Source organism: Alteromonas sp. H39 (assembly GCF_047556435.1).
GTDB lineage: Bacteria > Pseudomonadota > Gammaproteobacteria > Enterobacterales > Alteromonadaceae > Alteromonas.
In genome coordinates, this window is the sequence record NZ_CP180210.1 from 973,414 (window position 1) to 999,999 (window position 26,586).

General features: G+C 50.6%; 23 protein-coding genes. 11 read left to right on the forward strand and 12 right to left on the reverse strand.

Annotated features, from left to right (window positions below; all coding sequences use genetic code 11):
• Positions 1-69: 69 nt before the first annotated feature.
• The 4 genes from ACLBLI_RS04195 to ACLBLI_RS04210 are packed head-to-tail and all read left to right on the forward strand — an operon-like array spanning position 70 to position 4,711.
• Positions 70-1,236: a glycosyltransferase gene (locus ACLBLI_RS04195; RefSeq protein WP_414829907.1), complete on the forward strand. Its 1,167-nt coding sequence runs from the start codon at positions 70-72 to the stop codon at positions 1,234-1,236.
• Entirely contained in the window at positions 1,220-2,590 is a 1,371-nt protein-coding gene (locus tag ACLBLI_RS04200) for an O-antigen ligase family protein (protein ID WP_414829908.1), read from the forward strand. The genes ACLBLI_RS04195 and ACLBLI_RS04200 overlap by 17 nt, the downstream gene beginning before the upstream one ends.
• Before the next feature lie 13 nt (positions 2,591-2,603).
• A complete protein-coding gene (locus tag ACLBLI_RS04205; RefSeq protein WP_414829909.1) occupies positions 2,604-3,731 on the forward strand; it encodes a glycosyltransferase family 4 protein in 1,128 nt (375 codons plus the stop codon).
• On the forward strand, positions 3,728-4,711 hold the full coding sequence (locus tag ACLBLI_RS04210) for a hypothetical protein (RefSeq protein ID WP_414829910.1): 984 nt from the start codon (positions 3,728-3,730) through the stop codon (positions 4,709-4,711). Before ACLBLI_RS04205 ends, ACLBLI_RS04210 begins: the two co-directional genes overlap by 4 nt.
• Positions 4,712-4,944: 233 nt before the next feature.
• On the opposite strand, the gene ACLBLI_RS04215 is transcribed toward ACLBLI_RS04210, so the two are convergent.
• On the reverse strand, positions 4,945-5,739 hold the full coding sequence (locus ACLBLI_RS04215; RefSeq protein WP_414829911.1) for a sulfotransferase family 2 domain-containing protein: 795 nt from the start codon (positions 5,737-5,739) through the stop codon (positions 4,945-4,947).
• Between the two features lie 110 nt (positions 5,740-5,849).
• On the opposite strand from ACLBLI_RS04215, the gene ACLBLI_RS04220 reads away from it, so the two are divergent.
• From ACLBLI_RS04220 to ACLBLI_RS04230, 3 genes are all read left to right on the forward strand, one after another.
• Entirely contained in the window at positions 5,850-6,746 is an 897-nt protein-coding gene (locus ACLBLI_RS04220; protein WP_414829912.1) for a glycosyltransferase family 2 protein, read from the forward strand.
• Positions 6,743-7,540 (forward strand): Stf0 family sulfotransferase, encoded by a 798-nt coding sequence (locus ACLBLI_RS04225; protein ID WP_414829913.1) that lies wholly within the window; start codon positions 6,743-6,745, stop codon positions 7,538-7,540. Before ACLBLI_RS04220 ends, ACLBLI_RS04225 begins: the two co-directional genes overlap by 4 nt.
• 61 nt (positions 7,541-7,601) lie before the next feature.
• Positions 7,602-8,405 carry a polysaccharide pyruvyl transferase family protein gene (locus ACLBLI_RS04230; RefSeq protein ID WP_414829914.1) on the forward strand — a complete coding sequence of 268 codons (804 nt, stop codon included), beginning with the start codon at positions 7,602-7,604 and terminating at the stop codon, positions 8,403-8,405.
• A gap of 87 nt (positions 8,406-8,492) precedes the next feature.
• Here ACLBLI_RS04230 and ACLBLI_RS04235 read toward each other — a convergent pair whose 3' ends face one another.
• The 5 genes from ACLBLI_RS04235 to ACLBLI_RS04255 all read right to left on the reverse strand — a co-directional run bounded on the left by ACLBLI_RS04235 (position 8,493) and on the right by ACLBLI_RS04255 (position 14,643).
• On the reverse strand, positions 8,493-9,962 hold the full coding sequence (locus ACLBLI_RS04235) for a lipopolysaccharide biosynthesis protein (protein ID WP_414829915.1): 1,470 nt from the start codon (positions 9,960-9,962) through the stop codon (positions 8,493-8,495).
• Between the two features lie 330 nt (positions 9,963-10,292).
• Positions 10,293-12,335 carry a right-handed parallel beta-helix repeat-containing protein gene (locus tag ACLBLI_RS04240; RefSeq protein ID WP_414829916.1) on the reverse strand — a complete coding sequence of 681 codons (2,043 nt, stop codon included), beginning with the start codon at positions 12,333-12,335 and terminating at the stop codon, positions 10,293-10,295.
• A gap of 540 nt (positions 12,336-12,875) precedes the next feature.
• On the reverse strand, positions 12,876-13,373 hold the full coding sequence (locus ACLBLI_RS04245; RefSeq protein ID WP_414829917.1) for a hypothetical protein: 498 nt from the start codon (positions 13,371-13,373) through the stop codon (positions 12,876-12,878).
• The gene (trhA, locus tag ACLBLI_RS04250; RefSeq protein WP_414829918.1) at positions 13,370-14,005 is read right to left on the reverse strand and encodes a PAQR family membrane homeostasis protein TrhA; all 636 of its coding nucleotides are present in this window, start codon (positions 14,003-14,005) and stop codon (positions 13,370-13,372) included. The genes ACLBLI_RS04245 and trhA overlap by 4 nt, the downstream gene beginning before the upstream one ends.
• Positions 14,006-14,193: 188 nt before the next feature.
• Positions 14,194-14,643 (reverse strand): MarR family winged helix-turn-helix transcriptional regulator, encoded by a 450-nt coding sequence (locus ACLBLI_RS04255; protein ID WP_414829919.1) that lies wholly within the window; start codon positions 14,641-14,643, stop codon positions 14,194-14,196.
• 123 nt (positions 14,644-14,766) lie between these two features.
• Between ACLBLI_RS04255 and ACLBLI_RS04260 the strand changes: the two genes are divergently transcribed.
• On the forward strand, positions 14,767-15,195 hold the full coding sequence (locus tag ACLBLI_RS04260; RefSeq protein ID WP_414829920.1) for an organic hydroperoxide resistance protein: 429 nt from the start codon (positions 14,767-14,769) through the stop codon (positions 15,193-15,195).
• Between the two features lie 145 nt (positions 15,196-15,340).
• Here the strand turns inward: ACLBLI_RS04260 and ACLBLI_RS04265 are convergent, their stop codons facing one another.
• Positions 15,341-16,213: a DMT family transporter gene (locus ACLBLI_RS04265; RefSeq protein WP_414829921.1), complete on the reverse strand. Its 873-nt coding sequence runs from the start codon at positions 16,211-16,213 to the stop codon at positions 15,341-15,343.
• A gap of 22 nt (positions 16,214-16,235) precedes the next feature.
• On the opposite strand from ACLBLI_RS04265, the gene ACLBLI_RS04270 reads away from it, so the two are divergent.
• Positions 16,236-16,484, forward strand: coding sequence for a hypothetical protein (locus ACLBLI_RS04270; RefSeq protein WP_414829922.1), 249 nt, complete (start codon positions 16,236-16,238; stop codon positions 16,482-16,484).
• 50 nt (positions 16,485-16,534) lie between these two features.
• On the opposite strand, the gene ACLBLI_RS04275 is transcribed toward ACLBLI_RS04270, so the two are convergent.
• Both ACLBLI_RS04275 and ACLBLI_RS04280 read right to left on the reverse strand, forming a co-directional pair.
• Entirely contained in the window at positions 16,535-17,251 is a 717-nt protein-coding gene (locus tag ACLBLI_RS04275; protein WP_414829923.1) for a helix-turn-helix domain-containing protein, read from the reverse strand.
• An 8-nt stretch (positions 17,252-17,259) separates the two neighbouring features.
• Positions 17,260-18,186, reverse strand: coding sequence for a PhzF family phenazine biosynthesis protein (locus ACLBLI_RS04280; protein ID WP_414829924.1), 927 nt, complete (start codon positions 18,184-18,186; stop codon positions 17,260-17,262).
• 99 nt (positions 18,187-18,285) lie between these two features.
• Between ACLBLI_RS04280 and ACLBLI_RS04285 the strand changes: the two genes are divergently transcribed.
• Positions 18,286-19,248, forward strand: coding sequence for an FAD:protein FMN transferase (locus ACLBLI_RS04285; protein WP_414829925.1), 963 nt, complete (start codon positions 18,286-18,288; stop codon positions 19,246-19,248).
• Between the two features lie 170 nt (positions 19,249-19,418).
• A complete protein-coding gene (locus ACLBLI_RS04290) occupies positions 19,419-20,924 on the forward strand; it encodes an Hsp70 family protein (protein ID WP_414829926.1) in 1,506 nt (501 codons plus the stop codon).
• A gap of 148 nt (positions 20,925-21,072) precedes the next feature.
• Here the strand turns inward: ACLBLI_RS04290 and ACLBLI_RS04295 are convergent, their stop codons facing one another.
• The 3 genes from ACLBLI_RS04295 to ACLBLI_RS04305 all read right to left on the reverse strand — a co-directional run bounded on the left by ACLBLI_RS04295 (position 21,073) and on the right by ACLBLI_RS04305 (position 26,323).
• Positions 21,073-22,629 (reverse strand): hypothetical protein, encoded by a 1,557-nt coding sequence (locus tag ACLBLI_RS04295; RefSeq protein ID WP_414830899.1) that lies wholly within the window; start codon positions 22,627-22,629, stop codon positions 21,073-21,075.
• 71 nt (positions 22,630-22,700) lie between these two features.
• The gene (locus ACLBLI_RS04300) at positions 22,701-25,178 is read right to left on the reverse strand and encodes a LamG domain-containing protein (protein ID WP_414829927.1); all 2,478 of its coding nucleotides are present in this window, start codon (positions 25,176-25,178) and stop codon (positions 22,701-22,703) included.
• A gap of 2 nt (positions 25,179-25,180) precedes the next feature.
• Entirely contained in the window at positions 25,181-26,323 is a 1,143-nt protein-coding gene (locus ACLBLI_RS04305) for a hypothetical protein (protein WP_414830900.1), read from the reverse strand.
• Between the last annotated feature and the right edge of the window lie 263 nt (positions 26,324-26,586).

Sequence of the window (26,586 nt, forward strand, 5' to 3'; positions counted from 1 at the left end):
CAACCGAACCGTTGTGGGATCCCCTAATCATAAGGGGAAGCAGCAGTAACGCATTATAAGGACAGAAACATGGCGCCAGTTCAGCCTGCCGTATTTATTATTAACTCGCTTGAAGGCGGTGGTGCAGAAGGCGTGATGTGCAAGCTTCTGACAATCATGGAGTCATGGTATCGAGAACAAAACCGTGAGGTTTACCTGCTGTTACTTGACGAAGCCGAAGAAGCTCACACCTGTCCTGACTATGTACACAAAGAAACTCTGTTTACCAACGGCAGCCTGATTCAGGGTTACTCGGTTTTACAGCAGCGTCTGAAAAAACTACACCCTGAATACTGCATCAGCTTTCTCACCCGCGCCAATATGTTGAATATTGCACTGAGTAAGCGATTAGGATACCGAAGCATTATCAGTGAGAGGGTGAATACCAGCAGCCATTTTTCCGGTGGTTTTAAAGACAAAATCAGCAAGGCGATGGTGCGAGCCAGTTATCCACTCGCAGACAGAGTGATTGCCGTTAGCGCTGGCGTAAAAGCGGATCTGGTCAAACGGTTTGGCGTATCAGCGCGAAAGATTGACACCGTATACAATCCTTACGACATTACCGAAATTAACAAGCTGGCAGATGTAGCTCCTGAAGATTTGCCATCACGGCCTTACATAATTGGTACAGGGCGACTGGTGCCGAACAAGAACTTTTCACTGATGATCCGTGCTTATGCCAAAGCCAATATTCGTGAAGATTTGTTGATCCTGGGGCAAGGAGATGAGCGCGATCGCCTGCAGGCGCTAGCGGGTTCTCTTGGAGTGGCAGATCGTGTGCATTTCGCAGGATTCAAAGCCAATCCGTATCCCTATCTGAAACGAGCCAGGTTTTTCGTATCTACCTCCAATGCTGAGGGTTTTCCTAATGCCATTGTCGAAGCAATGTGCCTGGGACGGCCCGTGGTAGCAACCAACTGCGAGTCAGGCCCGGCAGAAATTCTGACAGGAGATTATCCGGCACAGGTTTCCGGATTTACAGCGGGACAATATGGGGCGTTATGCGAGCTGAACGAGGTGAATGGAGTAGCAGATGCCATGCGATACATGAGCGACGATATACACCAGGAGGCTTACCAGTACCGCAGCTTGTCCAGAGCCCGGGATTTTAGCAACACGATTTTTAAAACCAGAATTATCAGCGCTATCTACCCCGATACACCGCCAGAGGGCAATGCCTATGTTCGTGCTGGTTAAACTGGTCTTTGCCGTTCTCAGCGCTTACCTGATATACCTAACTATTCGCCGACAGTGCAACAAATATCTGGCTTTTGTCATTGTTGCCGTCTGGTTGCGCTTTTTGCTATCTGCGTTTCACAACATTACCTACGACCCCCTTATAGCGGGTTTTTCAATTAATGCTCTGGCATCTATTGGTATTGCTGGCGTCGGGGTATTGTTGTTGCCTGCCAATTATTTCAAGCTGAAAAAGCTGGCCCCCATCTATGCGTTTCTCGCCGTTATTCTTGTCAGTGGTCTGATGAACCGGGAAGTGGTAGGCCTTATTAATGTGTTAGTAAAATGGGTATTTTTCCTGGTTATTGCCGGGGGGCTCTTTCTGGCAATCCGCAGTACCGGTAAAGATCTCGCGCTGAAAAAGTTCTTAGTGGTTTTCTTTATGCCCGTTGGCTTGCAAATCATGTCTATATTACTCGGCGAGGTAAAAGCGACTGAGGCGGACGGGTCAGCAAGCTACATCGGTGGCTATAACCATGAAGCGGCGTTTTCAATGATCATCGCTGCGTTTGTTCTCACCGTTGGCTTGCTGAGTCCGACAGTGGTGCGGTTTCGGGTAGCGTTGTTTGCGCTGGGCTGTATCTTACTGGTGTTGGTAAACTACCGGACTTCAATTTTAGCCATCCTGCCGATGACGGCTATTTTTCTGTTCACGTCCCTGGAGTCCAGGATACCTCAAAAGCAAAAGCCGGTATTTTTTATTTTTGCTCTTGGGGGACTGGGGATAGGGTTTCTGTTACTGTCTTACTCCATGCAGGAGCGGTTTGCCGATGTCTTTGTATTCCTCAGCAGTTGGCAGGATTTGTTAAAAGCGCCGATGTACTATACTGAGAAGGAAAAGGATATCTTTTCCGCCAGAGTATTTATCTGGGCTCAGTATATCCACGCCTTTGTCAACGCCGACTGGATCAATCAGTTAATTGGAATGGGCCCTGAATCCTGGAACGGCGTATTTAAGAAGTACGCCCACAATACCTACGTGTCTTATCTATACGAGTACGGCTTTCTTGGATTGGGAGCCTTTGTCTTTGCGGTGTGCCGTTTTCTTATTCTGGCTTTTCGCTGCGCAGATCGCCACTTCGCCTGGTTGCTGTTTTCTTCGATGGTCGGCTTTTTGATTATGAATCTGGCAACAATGCCATTGTGGAACATTGAAGGGCTAATCCTCTATGCCATTTTGCTGGGCAGTGCACTGGCTCCACTGCCAGTGTCTTCAGTAACCAGAACACCACATTTTAGCGGGCAGAGTGAAGCTGCCGAGCCTGAAGGGAAGCTGACTCAGCACGCGCCTTCAGGCCACTCGCAAACGAAGTAACAGGGAGAAAAGTATGAAAGTGTGCGCCATAGGCCTGCGTGGGATCCCAAATGTAATGGGGGGGATTGAGTCTCATTGTCAGCAACTTTATCCCAGGATGGTGAAGTCAGGAGACAACGTAACCGTCATCGCCCGCTCACCGTATGTTGAAAAGAAACATGATACTTTCGAGGGGGTAGAAATTATTGCCTTGTGGACGATTCGTCATAAGCTCATCGAAACGTTTTTGCATACGTTTCTGGCGCTGCTATATGCCAGATTCGTGGTGAAGCCTGACGTGTTACATATTCATGCAATTGGTCCGGCGTTATTCACACCACTAGCTAAACTACTGGGGATGACCGTGGTTGTGACGCATCATGGTGCGGATTATGATCGCCAAAAATGGAATCGATTTGCAAAAAAGTTATTGCGAACCGGTGAGTCAATGGCAGTGCGCTTTGCTGATAGCATCGTGGTTGTGGGAAGTACGCTAACGGAAAAGCTACGACATCAATATCCCAGCCACAAGGGAAAAATATCCTACGTGCCGAACGGTACACTGACTAACTTTGATGACACGCTGACTCCGGAAGCGCTACCGTCCGATTTAGATATTGTACCCGACAATTACATTGTGACGGTGGGGCGCCTTGTGCCGGAAAAGGGCTTCCATGATCTAATTGCGGCCTACGAAGACAGCCGTTCTGAGCTGAAGCTGGTGATTGTTGGCAATGCCGATCATGAAGACGATTACTCCCGCAATTTGCTCAGACATCGCAGTGATAATGTCATTTTTGCAGGCAGGCGACAGGGCGATGAGTTAAATGCGCTCTACAAGTTTGCCCGCGTGTTTGTGTTGCCCTCCTATCATGAGGGCTTGCCGATTGTAGCGTTAGAAGCCATCAGTGCCGGTACCGACGTAATGTTAAGTGACATTACGCCGAACGCGGATATCGGATTGCCGGAAGACTGTTATTTTCCGGTGGGTGACACGGATAGCCTGGCCAAAAAATTCAACCAGCTTAATCAGTTGCGTCTGGGAATTAATAAAACGGCATTTCTTTCGAAGTTTAACTGGGACACCATTGCCGAAGATACGCGTCAGGTTCTGACCTGTGCGATGAAGAAAAAAAGTGCTGAGCAGGCATCACACTCATGAGTAGCAAAAAGCATCTCTACCTCTACCCGTTTACACATAGCAATGGCTTTATCGCGCGGACAAAACAAGTGTTTTCCCGTCTGGGCTTCGACATCCGCCCTTTCAAAAGCTTATACCATCCACGTAATTTGTTGTCCCGGGAAGAGAACTGGGTTGTGCTTAACTGGTATGAAGACCAGCCATTCAGAAGTGGCCTCAGCGGGATTAATCGGGCTGCGTTTATTGTGTCATTTTTTATGACGCTATGGACGATGCGGCTGTTCAGTAAAAATATAATCTGGGTCCGACATAATTATCGCCCGCATAACAGTGATGCCGATATTGACCTGTACCGCTCAATTGTCAGGTTAATGCGAAGCGTAGCAGATAAAGTGGTGACGCTTGAACGCACAGATCTGCTGGGCACATCGGTAACGAAGCACCCTCTGTACAAAGAAGATGCGGTTATTATTGATTTGCAAAGAGAAATGCAGATCAGAGCCAAGCAGTTTGATTATTTATATTTTGGCAGTATTAAACCTTACAAGCGTTTAGATGCGCTGCTTGACGCATGGCCAGAATCAAAAAGACTGACCATTCGAGGTTTTTGTTCTGACAACAACTACACGCAAAAGCTGCTGGATATTATTAAACACCGAAACATTGATGTTGACTGGGAAAACCGATTTCTCAGTGACGAAGAACTTGAGGCGGCAGTGGCCAATTCAAGGTATGTTATCTTGCCGCATGACGATCACGCCATGATTTCCTCAGGCACGTTTTATATGGCTGTCAGCCTTGGCGCTAACATATTATGTTTTGATTCGGCATTCGCGAGAAATAAAGCAGAGCGGTTTGATTTTGTTCAGGTCATCAGTCCGGAGGCATTGCCTGCACAACTTGACGCGCTGCGCTATATGCCATCTGAACAGGTTATGACGGAGGCGCTGGCGCACTACAGCGATAAGGCCGTCACCGAGGCGTGGCGACACGTACTGTAAATACGCGGCGGATTGCGTAACAGATGTCGGTAACCGCCAACTGCTTCGGTAACAACTCAGAAATCACAGGTGCTGGACGCGCCAATCTACAGGCTGCCAGGTGCTTTGACTACCCTGGCAGTGTTCGCGCAGTTTTTCTGACGTTGTCGTGAATTCACTTCTACCCAATGCCCGACACCCTGGTGTGGTCAATGCCAACGTGCTGACATAACGTTGCCGGAGTGCCCGATGACTCAGGCAGCATGGGACCCCATGCTGGCTGTCTTCACAGCGTCGTAGATACGTTGGTCCACTTCACAGAGGCTGCGGATACGCTGCATTAGCAGCGGATCGTCGGCAATGTCATTGTAAACCTGTTTATTGGGCGTCGCGTTGCGGTTGCCTATTGCTATTCTGGCATCAAATTTTGCGTTGAAATCCTGCTCCCATTTCCCCATATCATCGAGCGTTCCGCAAACCGAAAACCGTTGCAAGTTCCTCACCGCAGCTTCAACCACGTCGTTTTTTTTGTCATACACGTTTCTGACGTCTGTGACACCAGAGAAATACCGGGCGTAAGTCATGCCCGATGACAGACCTGCGTCTGAGTTAAGGTACACGCTGATGTCGTTTTCATGCTTTTGCCACTGCGAAGATTTATACCGGTTATATACATATTCAGAAATAAACCGGTCTACCGGATCCCGAAGCACAGTGACAAAGTGCCAGTTTTTGTAATATTTACCTACGACATCCGGGCGAGCGACACAATGTCCATTGGTGTAGACCATATGTGCACTTTCAAGGTGACTAATTAACTGCGACTCACGGGCACGCATCATATCAATCCCCAGAAGCTGTTCACTCACCTGGCTAGCTTTCAGGTCGATATAACCGGCAAAACGTGTAGCTTTAAAGAAAGCAGGGTATACCGCGCTGAAAATGGCTTTGGACAGCGACACGCCAGCACATTTGGGAACGTGACAGAAAAAAATCTTCGGGTACCTGGCGAGATATTTTTCTGATTGACGCTTCAGGATTTCTTGCATGATTCTTGCTCCGGTAATCACATCACTCACGACAGTAAGTTTTAAAAAGTAAAGGGGTTCGATGCACTGCTATTGGGCCCGACTTACTGTCACCATCAACGAGGATCATTATGAGCTTTACCGTCAGTGTTGTGATTACCACATTCAACCGACCCAAAGAACTCATTGAGGCGCTGGATGGCGTTTATGCCCAAATTTCACCGCCCAAAGAAGTCATCGTCGTGAACGATGCATCATCCTTGCCATATGATGAAGTGAAGCAAAGATTCTCCGAGCATGACAACTTTCAGTATATCTATCTGGAAACGTCAAGCGGCGCGAATAAAGCGAGAAATATAGGTGTTGAGCAGGCTACTGGCGATCTCATCGCTTTTCTTGATGATGATGATATCTGGATGCCGGATTATCTGCTGGAGCACATTACGGCTTACGAGCAGGGCGCAGATGCTGTGGTCAGCGGCTATCAGAATCTGGGCAAAGAGGACGAGGTGTATGTGCAGTCATCGCAAGTCGTCGATGCGGGTGTACTTCGAACCGGTAACCAATATTGTGGCATGAGCGGCTTCAGTATGAAACGAGAGCTGGCGTTGCGTGAGCGTTTTGATGAGTCACTTCCTAACGGTCAGGATTGGGATATGTATGTCAGACTGCTGCAAAATGGCTACAGTCTGAGGAACATCCCAAAAGCCATTTTCTACTATCGGTTCCAGAATATGGATGGTATCGGTGCAAAAGTTGCGAAAATGACGCCTGAAGAGGCTATCGTCCGGCTTCGTTCTGCGGATAAACACAAAGCGTTTTTAGGTGACGAGTTCTACCGGCGCCGGGTAGCGGCACAGCTGCTGGTGTATCTGCCGCTAAAACGTCAGAAGTTAAAATGGCTGATGGCCTCTGTGCAGCGGGCAGGTGTCATCGTCACGTTTCAGCATATTTATGGTGTTGCCAGGAAGAAGTTCAAAGCCAGACAACAGGAACAGGCTAAGGCACAACGGAGACGGGCGGCATGACAGAGGGGTTGTATGAAGATCAGTTTGATAGCCGGCACGATTTTGCTCATAACCGGAGGGCTACGAAAACACTGATCATTGCCTCAACAGTGCGTTCTGGCAGTCATATGCTGGGACATGCGCTCCATGCTACCGGGGCGTTCGGTTATCCACTGGAATATGCTCAGCCAAAAAACCTGTCAGTGTGGAAGCAGATGTTGGCCGTGAACGATACGCAGCAGACCATGCAAAAACTGTTGGTCAGGCGCTCTTCAGAGAATGGTGTTTTCGGCATTAAAATTCACTACCGCCATCTCGACACGTTAGGCGGACTGACGGGATTACTGCATTGCTTTCCCGACCCGCACTTCGTGCTGCTCACCCGCGATGACGTGATGGCGCAAGCGGTCTCTCTTGCAATTGCCAGGCAAACCGGAAACTGGATTAGTGGTCAGAATGAATCTGACGTTGAACCTGAATATCGATTTTCTGAGATCGATGACAGCTTGCGCCGGGTCGTTTTGGAAAATGCGTCCTGGCAGTACTTGCTGGCTGCAAACGGACTCCCCACACTGCCACTTCGCTTTAGCGATGTAAAAAACAATACACGTCAGACAATTGCAGATATTGCCGGATTTATGGATGTTGAACTGGATGTATCCAGGATACCCACGACGCCCGTGACCAAGAAACAGAGTAAATCACTGAATGAGTCATGGATTGAGCGATTTCAGAAAGAAACCAGCGAGGGAGACGAACTATTGCGCTACCACGCCGAAAAATTCACTTACCGCCTGAAGCGAAAGTTCAGGTAAGCAGTTTGTGGTGGCACATGCTGTGCCTACCTTAGTATCAAGTCGAAGAAGGAAAACTACTGTGCTATATCATTTGGCTGAGAACGTTGTTCGAAAGCAGGAAAAACAGCGTGTTTACTGGTGGGAGCCGAAAAACAAGAAGCCTAATATAGGCGATCACGTCGCGTATGATCTTGTGAGCCGGGTGTTAGCACAAAAAGGGAAGCTAATCAGTGACAAGCTGGACAGCAGCAAGAAGCTGGTTAGTGTCGGATCTGTGCTGCACTTCGCGAACACCGGGGATGCAATATGGGGAACGGGCTTAAATAAAAAAATTGATGATGAGAAAAACCGTTTTCGCACACTTGATGTGCGCGCGGTAAGAGGTCCGAAAACCAAGGCCTACTTGAACAGCCGGGGAATTGAGGTTCCTGATGTGTTCGGCGATCCTGCCATTCTATTGCCTTTCTTCTATCCGAAAGCGTTGATGACCGGGCAAGAGAACAAGCGGCCCTATATCGTCATTAATCATATGAACGATGACATGTCGCAATATAAAGGACATGAGTCTGAGCTGGTGACACCAATGCAGTATCCAGGTTCGTTTATCGACGCGATTGTGAACAGCGAGTTTGTAATATCCAGCAGCCTTCACGGTGTCATCATTGCTGAAGCGTACGGTGTACCGGCAGTCTTTCTGGACTCTAATAGCGGAGAGTCTATGTTCAAATACGAAGATTACTTTAGTGGGACAAACCGGAACAGGGTTCCCAAAGTCACCTCTGTCGAGGAGGGGTTGAGCCTGACCCGAGAGACGCCACCAGATCTTTCAGCGCAGGCAGTCCGGTTGTATCAGGCATTTCCATTCGATTTGTGGGGCGTGTAGTCATTGAGAAGGGGGGTGACCACTTGTCAGGTAGGCACGCCCTGAGTTCACTTGCCACAGCCAGCTTGATCGGGCAGGCAATGACGACTAGGTTTTTGCGTTTCCCTGAGGCGGTTTGGTTTTTGGGGTAACCCGCAGCTCACGAAGCACGGCAAAGGTATGCTTGCGAAAGCATACCAATAGTATAACGCTGTAAATCAGTGCACCTGTCACCACAAGCGCGGCAAGTTCGAAAAACAGGGTGGTTAATCCGAACAGGTTCGTGCGTTCGCTATACAACACGGCTCCATACATCACCAGACCTGCGAGGGAAAAACGCCAGGTGTTTGCAATTGCTTCGCGCAAGGAAATGCCAATGTGCTTTTTCACCACCGCAAACTTCATTAACAACGTAATATAGCCCGAAAGCACAATGCCAATTACCACAGCCGTGAGCCCCCAGTAAACCAACATCAGCGGCAACGCCAGGTTTACTACCAGGTTAATCATGTTAAGCGTAAATGCCTGATTTGGTTTTCCCTGCGAAATTAGCAGGTTAGGCAGGTAATATGCCATCACCTGGGTGGGGGCAAGCAGAGCGAGGATAGACAAAAGGTGCGCGGAAGGCGCCCACTTCTCACCAAACACCAGTTCAATGAAAGGATGCGCAATCGCACCCACTCCGAAGTATACCGGTATAACAAACAATGCCGTCATGCCGGTTATCCGGGAAAATGCCTGATGCAAGCGCATCGTTTCTACTCTCGACAAGCCCGCCAGCGCGATCCGATTGAGAGGTTGAAAAGTCAGGTTGTTGATGACAGAAAATCCCTGACGGGCGACAGAGGCGTAGGCAAATGTCGATGCACCAAGAAAGAAGGCAATCACGATATTGGAAGCTTTTGTAGAGAAAAAATTGACAAACGAGGTGGCGATTAACGGCTTGGCGAAAACAATGATCTCCGGAAGATCCGAGCGGTCAGATACCCACACCGGCCGAAACGAAGACTGCACCCATGTCAGTAAAGTCGACACCACAGCCTGCACCACTTTTCCGTAAATAATTGCCCAGGCACCAAAACCCTGTAGTGCCGTGACAACAGAAACAATACCGCCCGCTAAAACGCCCGCCATATCATAGGCTGCCAGTGCTTTATTGCGAAAGTCGCGTTCCAGCCTGGCTTTATGTACCAACCGAAAACCATTGGCAATTGGGATAATTGATAAGGCGGCAATAAGTTGTGCTGCCAGCTCTGAATAGGTATACCAGGCAATTGGTACTGCGATAGCAAAAATGAAAACAGCGATAGCAATGGACACGCCCATCAATACCCAGAACGACAAGCTCGCAAACTGGTTATCCCACTTTTCACGCTGGATCAGGTTTTGGCTGATACCCACAGTGACAAACAAGTTACAGAACTCCACCACCATCAGGCAGATAGCCACCAGACCGAATTCTTCTACGCCGAGGATCCGCGCCATAATGGCGTACACCACAAAGTTTATTACCTGAGCAAACCCGTTTGCGGACAGGTTGAAGAACGCGCCGGTAATAGACTTGTTTTTTAGTGACATACTGCAACTATCCTTGTGTAAAAGCGCGAAAGCCAGTTGGCAGTCATTGCATTGATGCTGCCGTGGTGATTTGCGAAAAATGGCGTTCACTGAAAATCGTTGGCGCAAGAAAAGTGCTTACGCCGGTTAACATGCTCTGGTGGCCGTTTTTCGGTCTTAACACTTAGCCCTGTTATTCAGATTTTTAAGCAAGTTTATTGCCACAGTGATCTTTTCCCAGGAGCATTGGCGCGCTGATGCTCCTGGTCGCAGACCTGTGCAAGGGTAGCAGTCCCTGATAACGCGCAAAGGCTAACGTATTATCTTTCAGAAGCGCTGGCCTGAACGCGATTATTCAGGCAGCAGGCCATACAAAAAGTTGCTGCCATCTTGCGAATATATGGTGAAGTTATCGATGCTGAATTCGCTGGTGGCAGGCAAATAGGCTCTGTCATCCTGATGATAGAGCGTATGCGCAAGCTCATCGTCTAATGAGGCTTCGCACACATAAGGCTGCGTGACATTCCCTTCGATTTTGGCTTCACCAAGTTTAAGATTATAAAACAAATTATTGATAAACAGCGAGCCGGGGAAGGCCTCAGGATCATATAGGTTATATCCCACCATGTTGTTTGATTTTTCTGTTATTACGATATTGTTGGTAGCGTTGATCCAGAACGAATCATCATCTTTGAAACGTGACGCTGTAATGCCATTACGCTCAACAGCAATAAAATTGTGAAAAATGTTTACCTTGCCCATCGGCCCCGCAATAAGGCCGCCCAGCTTCACGGCTGCCCATTGTTTCCCGCGTTCGTCACCGAGATCATGGATATGGTTATTAAAGATAAAGCCAGGCCCCAGTCGCGATGGCACGGCACTGATACCGGTATAGGTATTAGAGATATCGTTGTTGTAAACCAGCACGTTATGCTGGCCGCCATCGATTTCTATCGCGTCATCGTTGGCGTAGGCGAGAACGTTATTATAAATCGCAGAGTGCCTCACGAATCCACCCAAGGTCTCTCCGTTCTTGCGTCCCTCGATCACGTCATTGAATCGATGTTCCGGCGCCCCGGTAAAGCGGTTGTTGCGTAGAATAATTTGTCCTTTGTAACGAGGGTCTTGGTGGTTTCCATAAGCCAGAAAGGCATTAGGACCTTTAGGGTGTCCATATTCCCAGCTATTTGCCGCTGGCGTTGGGGAGTGCACATGACAGTCTTCTACCGTGATCACGCCAGACTGTACAAAGTAGAGGGCAGAGTCATAGTTAATGGGTTGGGCGTCCTCTGACTCAAAAGCTATACCGTTCTTGATGATGTTAGGTTGACGACCCCACCCTGAGATATCACAGCCTTTGAACCAAAGGTGGTGTGCGTTTTCTGCATAAACGGCATGAACACGTGCCCCTTTGGTAGTCACATTCTCAAAATACACGTAGCTGTTGTCACCAATAGCAATGGCGTGTCGGTCGCCTTCTGCGGCAATAACAGGCGTGTCTGCATCACCTACTATCTTCGCCCAGGCTCCCGGCTTTCCTTCTATCCCCAGTGCTTCCAGATCCAGCGTACCGCCTTGATAGATATCACGAAGATAATGAATATTTTCCGGGTCTACGGGCGGGCTGTCAGGGCGCGTCGTGACAGTGCGGGCAAAAGTGCCGACGGTGTCATTGTCACGCGTCAGTGTTACTTCAATTTCATAGGTAGTGTCAGGTTTCAGATACACAATCGGGCCAGTAAGTATAGATTGCACTGGCTCCCACTCTGGCGCCCGTGCTTTATTCCATGTCTCTTGTCCCTGCTGTCTGAACCGCATCTGCGCGGCCGTGTCCGGCGTTTGCCCGAATATGGATATGTTCACTGATTCTATCAATGACGTGCTAACCACAGGATAACCGGAAAGGTCACCAGGCTTTTGCTCCGGAATGAAGATTCCTGCTACATCCGCATAGCGCTGCAATGTCTCTGTCTCTACTAATTCTGACGACTTTAGCTCCATATACAATGCGTAGCGGTCCAGAGGAAATAGCACAAACGCACTGATGACAGCCCACTTCAAATCGGCGTCGTCGCGCGCAGCCACATTCTCGATAGCCTGCCTGATAGCGTCACCCTCTTGCATTCGCAGCAACACGCTGGCGGCGACATCAAAGTGCGCGTCGGGCAGGGAGGAGAATAAGTGGCGAAAACGTTTGTCCCTGGACAGGGTATCAACAACATCTGTCGCGTCTTCCTCGCGGACAATATTGTTTTCTTCGAAGGTGCTGATAGCAATCATTCCCGGTTGCCCTGAAAAATAGTCGCTGGGGCGCATTCCGGACTTTGCCTGAGAGCAGGCGGTAAGTATCAAAACCGAGACAATGACAAATACAGTGTAAAGCGTGTGACGCATAGCTTCTCCGAAGTTGGTTTATCAGCGAACGTCCGTGGCATTCCCATTGCGACTATAAAAAGCGCTGTCGAAGGCCTCAATGGAAAACAAGTCCCGTCGGACTGCGAGATAGGCGAATCGGTATCAATTTGTGCATTTGCAGCGTTACCTGGTTTTTTTGTTCCAACGGTTAAGGAGACCAGGCGCTTATACAGTGACAGTCGGTTACTGTCATACAAGCCAAATCACCAGGTAGCGGCAAAGCGTTACGGTTAGTTAAAAGGCAACATTGATGCCAATGCCTCCGATATTACACGCTGGCTCTGCTATCCGCATGACAGGCTGTAAACAGGCTCCGACAGAGGGAGCACGTTGGCCAGATGAAGCTGTTATAAGCGAACATGTGTGGCGGATTAACGACAATCTCAGTAAAGATTTTCCCGGTAATAGTTCAGAGTGTGTAAGTGTTGCAACTACACATGCTGGTAACCGCCATGCGATGCCAGCTTTATCGTGGTTGACGGGATTGTCAGAAAGAAATGATAAACGACAATGTGATGATTATACCGGCGTGCTTGCGCCAAGCCGGGCCGCCCAGTGTAGCGATTCGCGTGTCAGTGTATTGGCATTCAACGCAGGCATGCTGTGTAAGATTGGGTACGCGCTTGAGGAAGGGATACGACAGGCGTGACACAGTGCATAAAACATCAGTGCGCAGCGATGCATTGAATCGTCACAGTAAAAGTAAACGTACGCGCCTTCTTTAAGTAGTTGTGACAGCTCGGTCAGATACTGATGCAGATGTGTGCGCTGGATGTCTGAGGCTGACAAGGTTTGATGCACCGGCATCCACAGCCATTCCAGCCCGGTATCGCGGGTGAACTGGCGCCAGTGAGTTGCATTTTCTTCATCGGTAAGAAACGCCGCGATATGGGAAACGCCCTGCGCTTTAAGGTTTCTTAATCGTTCTTCATTCGGTTCTGTTCCAAAGGCTAACTGGCCCGCATACAGACTAAATGAAGACAACGTTGCATTCTCGGATTGTAGTGTTTCGGTCATACCACGTAGTAATAGATAGAGAAATAATGACAAATACAGCCGCCCAGCACAAACAGATGCCAGATGGCGTGAGTATATTTCACTTTCTTGGCTACGTAAAAGAACACACCTAAACTAAAACAGATGCCACCGGCAACTAACAGCCACAGGCCTGCACCCGGTAACGATACATAAAGCGGGTAAATGAGCCCAAGCGCAATCCAGCCCATCAGCAGATATGTCATTACCGATACTTTAGGAAAACGGTGCTGTGCTATTAGCTTAAACGCGACACCCCCTATGGCGAGGGTCCAGATCACCGCCGTCATCGTAATCCCCAGCCAGCCACCGATGGCGACCAGCAATAAGGGGGTGTACGTGCCGGCGATTAACAAATAGATGGCGCTGTGATCAAATAGCTTGAGAAGCCCTTTGGCCTTTTGATGAGAGATGGCGTGATAGAGCGTTGAGCTTAAAAACATCAGTATCAGGGTAGAGCCATACACTGCAGCAGCAGTTACCGCCAGCGGATGCTCTGCTCTGAACAACATAAATACCAGACCGACAATCGCCGCAATAAACCCAAGACCATGGCTGACACTGTTTAGCCATTCCTCTATCACGCTGTAAGCGCGTTTTGGCATGTTTGTCATGATAAGCCCTCTCTCAACTGGTAGGATCTCATTGTAGAATTTCAGCGTACAGATGTACACCCAAATTCCGGTTCCTGCATGAATAACATGACATTCTGATGACGCTTGTCCAGTAGGCAGCATAGATCACAACGTTACTATTCGGGTAACTTCTGGTATCCGCGTCGGGCGCAGTTGCACAATAATCGTTATTCAAAATCACATACTGGTTTGTCGAGACAGTCGCTTAACTTATCTATGAGATCACGAAGTTGAATGGCCTCATCGGCGGTTAATGTATTGAGGTTGCAAACCATCTGATGAGGGATGTTTTTGGCATGCGCTTTGGCATCAGCGCCAGTCTTCGTCAACGTGACGCGACGACTCCGTTTATCGTGCTTGTCTGCGATAAGCGCGAGATACCCTTTATCCTGAAGCTTTCTGAGAATGAGCGTCATGGCACCGCCATCAATGCGCGTGCGGCGAAGTAATTCACTGATAGTGATGTCGTCTTGTTCCCACAACGCCATCATGACCACGTACTGGGGATACGTAATATCCAGTGATTTAAGCAGTGGTCGGTAAGCGCGGGAAAATGCATTCGACACGGTGTAAAACCGATGACAAAGCTGGTTTTCCAGCTTCAGTGCGTCAGACATAGTGAATACCTTTAACAAAATACCCATTTATTTTGCATGCAAAGCACTTGATCTTCAATAAGGAATGCCGTAATTTGTTTTGCATGCAAAGTAAATGATTGGCATTTAACAAAGGAGAGCAACATGCATAAGCTAGAACAGGTAGTGTATACAGGTACAGCAACCGCAACCGGCGGCCGTGAAGGTGTCGCGACGTCCAGTGATGGTGCGTTGGATGTTAAACTCTCAACGCCAAAAGCGCTGGGTGGTGCAGGTGGTGAAGGGACTAACCCAGAGCAAATGTTCGCTGCAGGGTATTCCGCGTGCTTCATTGGTGCACTTAAACACGTTGCAGCGGCGGAAAAAGTAAAGCTGGGCAGTGATATCAGCGTAACCGGTGATGTCTCAATAGGTCCTATTCCACAAGGGTTCGCGATTGCTGTAAAGCTGACGGTAGACCTTGGTGATATTGACAAAGAGACAGCGCAATCACTGGTCGATAAAGCACATCAGGTGTGTCCTTATTCCAACGCGACGCGCGGGAATATTGAAGTCGAACTAACGCTGGCGTAAACCTGGGAAGAAGTGGTTCCTTCTGGTAAATGTAAGCTGGCTAATTGATCTGACGTCGTTGACGTTACTATCAGTACCAGAAAGGTCAAGGCCGCCATGACGCGGCCTTTTTTATGTCCGGCCTACCGAAAAAGCCGCATCTGGCTCAGGCTGCACGTCGCTTTTTGACTCTGATCCCGGAAAATTGTCTGAGGTTCGCAATCAGTGCGCCTACAAGAATGAGGCTCAATGCAGTTAGCACAGCCGTATTGAGCGGGCTGATATCAAATACAAACAGGGCCATGCTGGATATCACCGGTGTGGTAAAGCTAAGCGATGCCAACATTGCGCGGTTACCCTGCTTCATTCCTATATCCCACAGATAAAACGCGCCTCCGACAGGCCCCAGGCCCAGTAATAGTGCGCTGAGCCATTGTCCTGCAGTTAAATCCCAGTGGGTCGCTTCAGTAAAGCCATGGAACACCAGAGCAAGGATGGCTACTGCTAGAGACACCCAGCCAATATCATCCACATTACTGTGAGATGCTGAGAGAAACCAGGAATACCCTGACCAGATTAGCGCGCACGTGGCTGCCAGCAGGTAGCCGGGAACATGGCGGGCTTCAAACCCAACGTCGCCATTATTTAGCAGCAGAAGGGTGGTTCCTGTGAAGCCGATAGCGCCACCGGCCAGCGCCAGCAAACGGTTCCCGCTGTTAGCCACAAAGATACCTAACAGCAGTGGCCATAAATAGGCAATGAGGCTGACCTCAATAGCAGGCGCCAGACGAATGGCCTGAAAATAGCACCAGTGAAAGCCGAAAAGACTGCCAACCTGAACCAGCCATTGACCGGCAGATAATGTTGGCAGAGAAAAAAGCGGCGTGCCGCCAATCATTCTCTTCACCAGCAACAATAAAAACGATACAAAAAAGCAAATAAACAGTAACTGAAAAGACGGTATTGCTGAGGTGCTAACGCTCAATGTTGCCAACAGTCCCCACATAAAAATCGCTGAAAAGCCTGCGAAAGTTGTCATAAAATGAAGTGATATTCGAAAAGTGAATATCACCATGATATTTGAAAATGCTGACTTTGTTTTTGCTGAAAAGGCGCTATTGATAGCCGTAAAGACGGAGTTTGCCCCTTGGGGCTGCGGTATTGTGACAATTTGTCAGTGGATATCCTTTTGGCAAACAGCAAACAGCAAACAGCAAACAGCAAACAGCAAACAGCAAACAGCAAACAGCAAACAGCCAACAGCCAAACAACTATTGCTTCCAGGCTTTCATATTTCAAAGCCTGTATGAGGCGCATCCTTGTGCAATCCGGGACCACATCAGCCTTATGCTTTTAGTTGTTAAGTTCGCTTGGCGCTGTAGGCGCTGGGCGATTCGCCAAAAAACGCAGCAAAGCGCCTGCTGAACGCCGATAAGTCGGTGTAGCCGGCCTCCTGCGCCACCCGGTAAACCGGCAGGTCGGTATGGGTAAGCAGCGCCCGTGCGGTTTTCATCCGCTCCTGGGTAATATACTGTCCGCAGGTAATACCGGTAGCGGCTTTGAATCGTTTTTTTAACTGCGTGACCCCAAGACACGCCACATCAGCCAGTTCGGCTAACGGTAATGCCGATGCCAGATTGTCATGAATATGTGCTTTGACTGCTGAAATGCGAGGGTCGGTGACGCCGGGGGCCGTCAGGGCGTTTATCAGCTGTTTGAAAAGCTGAACCAGCATAGACATATCTTGCCCGGAGGTGTCAGTGGCTAACTTCGCTTCAATAAACAACAGGTATAACTGGGTAGCCTTATCCAGTGACAATAAAGGGGAGTCGGGGAGATGTGCTGATGCCGGAACGTCCGACAAGTCAGCGACCACAAAGCGAGAGGCGTCATTGGCCCGGAAACCGTGTTGTTGTCCCGGCGCAATAACGATTGCTTCTCCCACCCCTACAGCCCCCTGATAGTTATCCATTGCCATCTCAATATTGCCATGCAGGGGCAATACCATTTGGCAATAGTCATGAGTGTGACTATCCATCGTCAGGGTGTAGGAGCGAATTGACAGTGATTCAGTCATCTCTTACCTCATTCAGGCTCTGGCACCGCAATGCAACCCTGAATCGATGTCACGGCCTGTCCGGCTACCAGAATGGCACTTTCGCTAATCGATAAGGTGATGTTGCCATTGCGACCTACGTTGTGACCCTGACGGGAGAATACTTCTCCACTGGCTTGCCCGGGTAATGCGAAATGCCGAATAAACGCCGCAACGCACCCATTACCACTGCCGCAAACCGGATCTTCAGGAATGCCGCAGGAGGGGGCGAAAGCGCGTACTGAAATTGTCGGAGTCACTGCGCTTGAGTCGTAGCCAAACACGCAAGTTCCGGTGGCATCAAGCAGGTTATCGAGTGCCTGGAGTGCCTGAAAATCCGGTGATAACGCCCCCACTGATTGATGATTATCAAGCTGCGCTACAATCCACCGTGGCCCGGCATCAACCAATTGCGCGGGCGTATCCGATACCAGCTCACACCCCAACGCGGCAGATAGCATGTTTTGCTGCGCCGCGTTCAGTGGGGTCATTGAGGTTGCAGGCATAGCGAAGGCGATTGTCTGGCTGGAAGGCGCATCATTGGAAACCCGCAGCGGAATTATTCCTGCTTTACACGACTGCAGCAATTGGCCGTTTGTTGCCGATATCACCCCAGCCTCAAGCAGTGCAAAGGCCGTCCCGATGGTCGGGTGTCCGGCAAAGGGCAGCTCGCGGCGCGGAGTGAATATTCGGACATGATAATCTGCATCGCAGGTGTGCCGGGGGAAGACAAATGTCGTTTCTGACAGATTCGTCCAGTTTGCGATGGCCTGCATCTGCTTGTCAGTCAGTCCTGTTGCGTCCATTACCACAGCAACCGGGTTGCCTTGAAAAGGCGTGGTAGTAAACACATCTACCTGTCTGAAATCGCTTTGCCGCATCCGGGAAATCTCCGCATATTCTAAAAACGCTGCCATTCTCGCAGCACCATGCATACTGGCGTATAAAACCTAAGCTCTACCCATTGGGTGAAGCATGCTACAACATACTAAACCTATATTACTTTTACACTGTTCATGAACCGTATCCTGTCATTTCTCTTATTGTCCTTACTTGCCGCTCCCGCTGTCGCACAGTGGTATTATGACGATGCCGCAATTATGGGGACAAATATCGAAGTGCAGGTCTGGGCGTCTTCGGAAGCTCAGGGCCAGCAGGCTATCAACGCGGTATTTGAAGAAATGGAGCGGATTAATCAGTTGATGAGCCCGTACATCGAAAGCAGTGAACTGAGCCAGCTGAACGCGCACGCTGCCAACGGCGCTTATGTGGTGTCGGAAGAACTGTTTTCGCTTATTCGCTATGCCATTCGAATAGGCGATATGACACACGGGGCTTTCGATATCACCTTTGCCAGTGTGGGCTTTCAATACGATTACCGCGCCCGCATCCGCCCTGATGACACTACGATTGCCAGTCAGCTGTCTGCCATCAGTTATCAGCACCTGGAACTTCATGCCGACACGCATGCAATTCGCTATCGTCACCCGGATGTTAAAATTGATTTAGGCGGGATAGCCAAAGGTCACGCCGTTGACAAGTCTGTTGAAAAGCTAAAATCGCTGGGAATACAGCACGCCATGGTCACCGCAGGCGGCGATACCCGGTTACTGGGAGACCGTCTTGGACGACCCTGGCTGGTGGGGATCCGCGACCCTCGTCAAGGCAAACAAGCCGTGAAAATCCCGCTTGTAAGCTCTGCGATATCTACATCCGGTGACTATGAGCGCTATTTCGAAGAAGATGGCGTGAGATACCATCATATTCTTTCACCTTCTACCGGCAAGCCTGCATCGCTGGTGCAGTCTGTTTCTGTGATTGGGCCCGACAGCACGACCAATGATGCATTATCCACGTCGGTGTTTGTATTAGGGCTAAAAGCCGGGCTGGCGCTGATAGACTCTCTGCCTGAGGTTGAAGCTATTATTCTTGATAATGAGCGGCGTATGCATTTTTCCAGTGGGCTGACAGATAACTAAGCCGGTAGTCTAAGCGGCTGCAGACTTATTCAACCCTTTATTCAGGCGTTCCGGCATCGCTTAAGCTGTTTGTGTAACGATACTGACTGATGTTCGCCGGATGGCTGATGAATCCACGCTGTTTTTCTATTACAATCCGCCTTCTTTTGCGCAGAAGAACGACGGAGACCATGGCGGCAATAGGCATTGATTACGGAACATCAAATTCGGAAGTAGCGTTTTTTGATGGTGAAGCGCACCACTTTATCACTCTGGATCCGCAACAGGCGGCGTCTAACAAGATCCGTTCATCCGTGTTTATTTATTACGATGACGAGCTACCCATGCCACCTGCTTCTGCCGTTGAGGCCAAGGTTGCCCAAATCCAGCGCGCGATTAACGAGCAGATAGAAAAGGCCAAACAGGGCTACTATGATGCGCAGGATCCCCGAGAGCAGCAGGTTTACAGTAACAAAGTGGATGACCTGCGTGCCGAATTCCACAACCTGCCTGCACTGCAGCGACGCGCTATTCAGTATTTGCTCAAAGACATGACGGTAGATGACCTACCCCTGCAAAAGCTGGTAGATACTGGTACCTTTGCCTTTGGGGAAGAAGGCTTCAAGCGTTTTCTTGCCACCCCGGAAAAAGGCCGCCTGATTTATTCACCGAAGAACTTCTTAGGGGCAAACCTGGATAACTCACAGCAGCAGGCATTTGTCAGCATGATTGCGCGGCAACTGCGTTTTTTCCGGGAGTCTGCCGAGGCCCAGATGAAGCAGACCGTCGATACTGCCGTTATTGGTCGCCCGGTCAGGTTCCATGGTAACCGTGGCGAAGAAGGCAACCAGCAGGCCATTGCCATCATGACAGCGGCAGCGCAGGAAGCCGGCTTTACGCGGGTTGAATTTTTAGAAGAGCCCATCGCGGCCGCATACAAAGTTGAGCGTTCGCTTGAACAAGCCACCGACGTGCTGGTGGTGGATATCGGCGGTGGCACTACAGACATTTGCTGTATTACGTTGTCTCCGGAGAACCTGAAAACCCTGGATCGCCAGGGCGATGTGCTGTCGGTAACCGGTGCCCGGCTCGGCGGCATGGAATGCGATAAAAACCTGATTGTGAAATCCATTGCACCTTTGATGGGGCAGGGGTTGCGCATGCAAAACGGACTTCCGGTACCGCCAACATACTTTACTGACATGTGCGCGGTTGACGATATTCCGCGAATGAACCGTTTTTTCTCTGATGACTACGGCCTGGACATCGCGCAGACGATGTCTATCGTTACCGACGGTAAAGCACTGGGCCGCTTACTGACAGTTCAGGAAGAGAAGCAATCTGCGCGCTTGGTGAACTCCTCTCGCATGGCGAAAGAGTTGTTGTCATCCAAAGATGAGGTCACGCTGCCTCTGCATTATATCGAAGAGAACTTTGACGTAGACATCACCCGCGACGACCTGGATGCCTCAATGAAGCCATGGCTAAGTAAGGTAAAAAAACTCATCACCGATTGTCTGGACAAGAGTGCCAAGTCGCCACAGATGTTGTTTATGACCGGTGGCATGAGCTTATCGCCCATCGTGCGCAAAGAAATTCAGGCATTGGTGCCAGCGGGTTTGCCCTTGATTGAAGGCGATGCATTCAATTCGGTGTGTGAAGGCCTGGCAATTCAGGCCGCGCGATTACAAAAGTAGCCTGAAATACGGATTGGTATAAAGCGCAGTCTATTTACACTGCCGTGCGGGTGATGAAAAGGCGCGGGTTATTGTTGACGAAAGTCCGTGGCAGTCATGAGAGGGTAATGGCGCTAAGGCTGCCACTCCCTCTTCTTCCAGACAGTGCTTATGACATGGTGCCCTGCACGATAGGCTCAAATGCGGTAAGCCGGTCCATCAATGCCGCATTTCCCAGCCCGTGTGCAGGGAAATACTCTGCGAAGCGGTGTTGCTCACCATGCAGTGCAAGATAATTAAGAATAACGGTTTCGACCAGCAGATTTACGTTGTTGGCAGACGGTGCAGAGGCCGTTTCCACTGAACCGTCGCGACGCATAAAGCCAATTTGCTGTCGCATAGCCTGCTCATCGGCATTGGCACCCATTAGCTGCGGCACACCATTAGGATTATACACTAAGAAAAATGACGCGGAGGTAGATGAGTTATCACCGGTCCAGACGCCTTTGCCCCGGCCGTTAGCGGAATCATCAATCATGCCGTTGCTGGCAACCGAGCCGTCACTGCTGACATACAGCATAAGTGGCATGCCGACACGGGCAGCGTACTCCAGACAGGCACCGATGCAACGACCGGCCCGCAGGTCCCGAATTTCACCGGTGGCGCGACTGCCATCATGATAGTCGTAGCCACCCATGGTGACGGTTCCGGCACCGGCGAAGCCATTTATCACCAGCTTCATGACGGATGCGGTTTTTCTGAACTCGCGATCGCCGTTAAACTCTTCCTGTGTAAAAATACCGCCAGACCCAACAATGTCCGGATCTAAATAGGGATCCAGTGTCGAAGGGTCGCCGAAGCGGTCGGTGATATCGGCGCTTTTAACGTAGCCACAACGTACCATGTCTTTTATCACGTCATCGCGGGTAATGGCCGTTGACACGTTGCTTAACCGGCTGTCACTGATGCGCTGAATCGACTCCATTACGGCTACCGAGTCTTGCTGGCTGAGTAAACCCACCAGGTCGCCGGTATCCACAAGCCCCGTCACATCTGATGGACGATCAATTTTGGTCGGACGAACAGCAGGGTTAATCATTGAAAACGGCGCCATGGAGTTGCCGCCAGAATCACTGTTCTGAGAGCCAACCAGCGTGAGTAGCGAGCCGTCTGCACCCACCCGGTTTATGCCGTACATCGGATTATGCGGATTGTTACCGGTGTCGTTTTCAGAGCGGGCCGGTAACACCGCACCATTAATATTGGCGCGATGACCAACACCGACCTTTTCCAATATGCCGCGCAGAAATGCACTGTCTGAATGAAACGAGAGCCCCAGTTCCTGATTGATAAAATCTGATAGCCCGGTATCCGGGTTTGCTACAGACGGTACCATGTCGCCGGGCAGACCCTGTCGGGAATATCCCGCCGTGCTCAGGAAATCGAGCTGCCCACCCTGACCACCAATTAATACGTTCGAGCCTGCGATATTCGCGCCGCCGGCGAGATCGAAGGTAATAAAAGGAATTTTCCCCGCGCCCTGAGAGGCGATGCCGCACTGTGTTTTTAGTGCTTCAAGGTCGGCAGACAACGTAGCGTGCGCCTTGCGCGGACTGGCGAAAAGGCCAAGTACCGATCCACCCATTACCGTCGCCGCGCCCGCACAGAAGCCCTGTGCGATGAACTCGCGGCGAGTCACCGGACGACTGTGATCGTTATGTCGCATGGGCGTATCCAGTCCCGCTCCTGTGGTGCGCTTTTTAAAATAATGTGACGATAAGCGTGCCATGATGACTCCTATTGGATAAGCATTACTGCACTGCCTAAAACGGCAGCGCAACTGGCTTTGGTAATGGTGCGGGTATAAGCGGCGTCGCAACTTGCCGTGCCGTTGCAGGCTGAAAGTCCGCTGATCAGAGTAGCAAGCTCATCGCCAACGTCATCGCGGCTGGCCTGAGTGGCGATAGCCGTTTTCAGCATGTTGTCTAAAAGCGGTGTGATGATATTGGCACTGGCCTCACCACTAAATGCAACGGATGCTGGCTGACTGAAGTCGAAGTCTGGAAAAAACTGCTGGCGCAGGCTGCTATCTTCTACCAGAGTGTCGCAATACCTGATAGCCAGTTGCGTCACAGCCATCTGATTTGCGGCGACATAGCTTTCGATATCGGTCACCGAAGGCAACTGCTGCTGTAGCGATACAAACGCCTGATTGACCGAGGTGTTGCTGACCGGCACACCGGTTAGCGCCGCCATACTGGCATTGATTTCGCCAAAGTTACGCACGCCTATTTCACTCTGAGGCGTCAGATCCTGTGGAGCGGCAGGTGCTGAGGGCGTGGGTTCAACGCGAACATGTTCAGCGTCACCCAGGCGCTCGAAGGTCAGGAAAAACTCGTCGCTCTCAGGGCCTTTTTCCAGCGGAATAATGGTGCCCTGACGTGACAGTCTGGCCCCGTTTTGTTCATCATATTCTGCTGCCGTTACGGTTGTCGCTAACGTGCTGTAGACCTGACCGGCGAACGATTCACGCCCGTTGATGCCAATCCGCATACCCTCAAAGGTTACACCATCGATATCCGTGGCCACACCGGATTGCAGCGAGATAAAATGAGGCTCGGTAAACAGGTAGCTGTAACTGTCGTACTGACTGACTTCAAACATCACGTAGCTTTGCGGAATATCGATGATGTCGCTGATGCCGAACAGCAGAAAATATTTTTGTCCGACACCGGCGGCAAAGTTTCCGGCAATGGCCTGTTCATTTAACGGCCGGTTGTGGATTGCCACCATGCGAAGCGTGCCAGCCCACGGGCGATCGCCTGATACTTCATTGCCGAGCACAAACGCAAAGCTGTCATCCCAGTCCAGCAGGCTGCCTGGGGCGGTGTCATCAATATCACCGGTATATTCACCATTAACATAAATTTGTCTGCCATCCGTTGCGCTGTAGTTGATCACAACGTGCTGCAGGGACGCCTGCAATACTTCCGCGTCATCATCGGTGGACAGTATCGGCTCGCCGTTAACGTCGGTATTTTCAGTGCGCAGCATTACGTCATAGTTGTATAAGGTCTGGCCCAGCGTAAAATTACGGCGATCCCGGCCGCCAGAATAACTGACAATACGGGCAGGCCCTTTCTGAGTGACGTTTGCCGGTGCTACCCACGCTTCGATGGCGAACTCGCCGGTGCCGACAATAAGCTCATAGAGTTTTCGCGACGCCGTCGTGGTTCCCTGCGCTTTGCCGTTACCCAGCTGAATACCGTAGCCTCCCACCCAGTTGTACTCACCACTTAAGGTCAAATCCAGCGCCGGGTCGACACCACTGGTATCAAAAGCCTGATTGCCGCTTCCTGTCTTAAACTCCCATTTTGCAATAGCGTTGGAATCGAAGCGGCCGCCACCGCTGGCCAGCACGCCTTCGTACAGCGACAGCGCGTCTGAATGTACCAGTTGCGGGTCCAGTTCGGTCAGTGCTATCTCTGCTGCCATGTCGCTGATGGCGGCAGAGAGCGTAGCCGCGTCGTCGTCGCAGTCACTCCAGCAATTGTGGAATTGCTCGCGTAACCGCACCACCACCCGTGACGATGCCGGATCGTCAAGGTTTAGGCGGTCTTTGGCGGCCTCGTAAGCCTCCAGCACATCCGCAGAGGCGAAATAAGGGGAAATGGGAATAGTGGCAGAGCTGGTATGGCAGTCTGCACAGTAGGTGTTTAGTACCGGATAGACGGTATCGGCAAACAGATCTGACGACGCAGGAAAGTTGCGGGTGCTGCCAGGAGCCCGCGAGACAGGTGCCTGCAATTCAATATCGGTTGACGTGTCCTGTGCGTTGGCAAGCGAGGCCCAGTTGCCAATCCAGGTTGCCATTATGTCTTCACAGGCACTGTCGCTGGACAGCCAGCAGTTGTGACCACCTGCCACTTTGGTGACCAGAGCGGAATCGCCGGGTCTCGCCAGATTTACCAGGCCATTAATATCAGTATACGCCTGATTAATATCATCATTGCGTGCGAATGTTGGTGATTGTTGCCCCTGGATGTGACACGCGCCGCAACGGTCTTCGGTGGCAATGTTGTCCCACAGCGCCTCTTTAAAGTGCCGGATGTCATCGGTTGCAGGGGCCGGGCCCGAATAGTTCACCACCGGTTGCTCTGCCGGTGGAGGTAACGGGTTTTCGGTGACCTGAGTATCACCTCCGCCACAAGCTGCGAGAATAGCGGTAAGGGACAGCACCCATGCCGGACGCAACAGAACTTTTGGTCGCAACATGCTCACTCTCCTTTACAATAGCTGGCGGCACCGGCAAATACCGGCTTCATGCGGTAGCCATCGCTGGCAAACGCCGACGTCATTGCAGCAATCTGGCTTCTGTCAGCCGCGTCCTGCGGTTTGCGCAGGCACACTTCTTCAAACACTTTGGTGACCTGACAGGTGGCGAACTTTTCACTGTGCGCCAGCTCACGGCCCATGCTTTTGGCACCATTGCCCTGACCCGGTAAGGCAGGGTCCCAGCCCAGATGCTGGTTGTAACCTTCTCGCCAGTAGTTTTCCCAGGCATCATCCTCGGTAATGTAGCCGTGCACGAAGTTGTTGCTGTTTATCCAGTATTTTGCCTGCACCCGAAGTCCGGTGTCCGGATCCGTCATGCCGTTGCGGTTATAAACCAGTGCGCCTTGTTCACCGTCAGGGTCGCTGTCGGCGTCGTACTCGTAATTGTAATAGGCAAAGGCCTGTGCCAGCGGATCCATGCCTGAGTGGCAGCCTACACAATTATTGTGAAACAGGCGGCTGTCACCGCCGGGACTGCGGCTGACGTCCTGGCGGACGCGATCCGGGGAGCGGGTAATATCGGCCACGCCTTCAAGGTCGGTACAAAGATGATTAATCAGTGTAAAGCGAAACATGGCGCGGTTGGTGCCGTCTTTAAAAAAGGCTTTTGCCGCGGCCCGTGTCGTCAACACGCCTGCTGTCGCGTCGGCAGGAAGTCCGGTTTCTGCTGACTGCGTGCTCTGTTGAAGATGCGCCTGAAGATCCACCACGTTTTCTTCCATCGCCGCATAATGATGATTATTGGTTGTGCTGTAAGCGGGCAGGTTTAATGACGCATCGCCGACATACAGTACATCAGCACTCAGCACGTCACGAAAATCTGCATCGTCCCGGATAAGGCCGATGACGGTGGCCGTATAATCGTTCAGCGGAGCGTACACATCAAACGCCTCGTTAGTCCAGGGGGTTACCCAGTGTTTCAGCGTAACGTTATAAAAGGCCGGGTTATCCATCGCTATCATGGCGGCGCTGAAATCATCGCCGGCAGTAATGTGCGAAGCCATGTCGTCCAGCACGCTATCGCTGGCGGGAACACCAGCGAGCCTGTTGTGCATGCGTGCTGCCTGTTCGCGCGGGCCAGCCATTACCGGAAGCGTCAACAGCAGCGCTAAGCAAACTACGGCGACTGGCAGCAGCCAGCCGAGCGGTCGTGATGTATGGTGGGATGAATCGATAAGCACAGATGGCTCCGGTATTTCTCAATCTGTGCATAATAAAAGCAGTGACGACGTTAGGTATAAATAGCGCTGCACACGCTTACATATGTAAATCTATAACTTTGCAAGCCAGTATACGGTGGTCATCACTTGCTAACTTACTGATTTAACAAAGTCAGGAGTTATCCGCC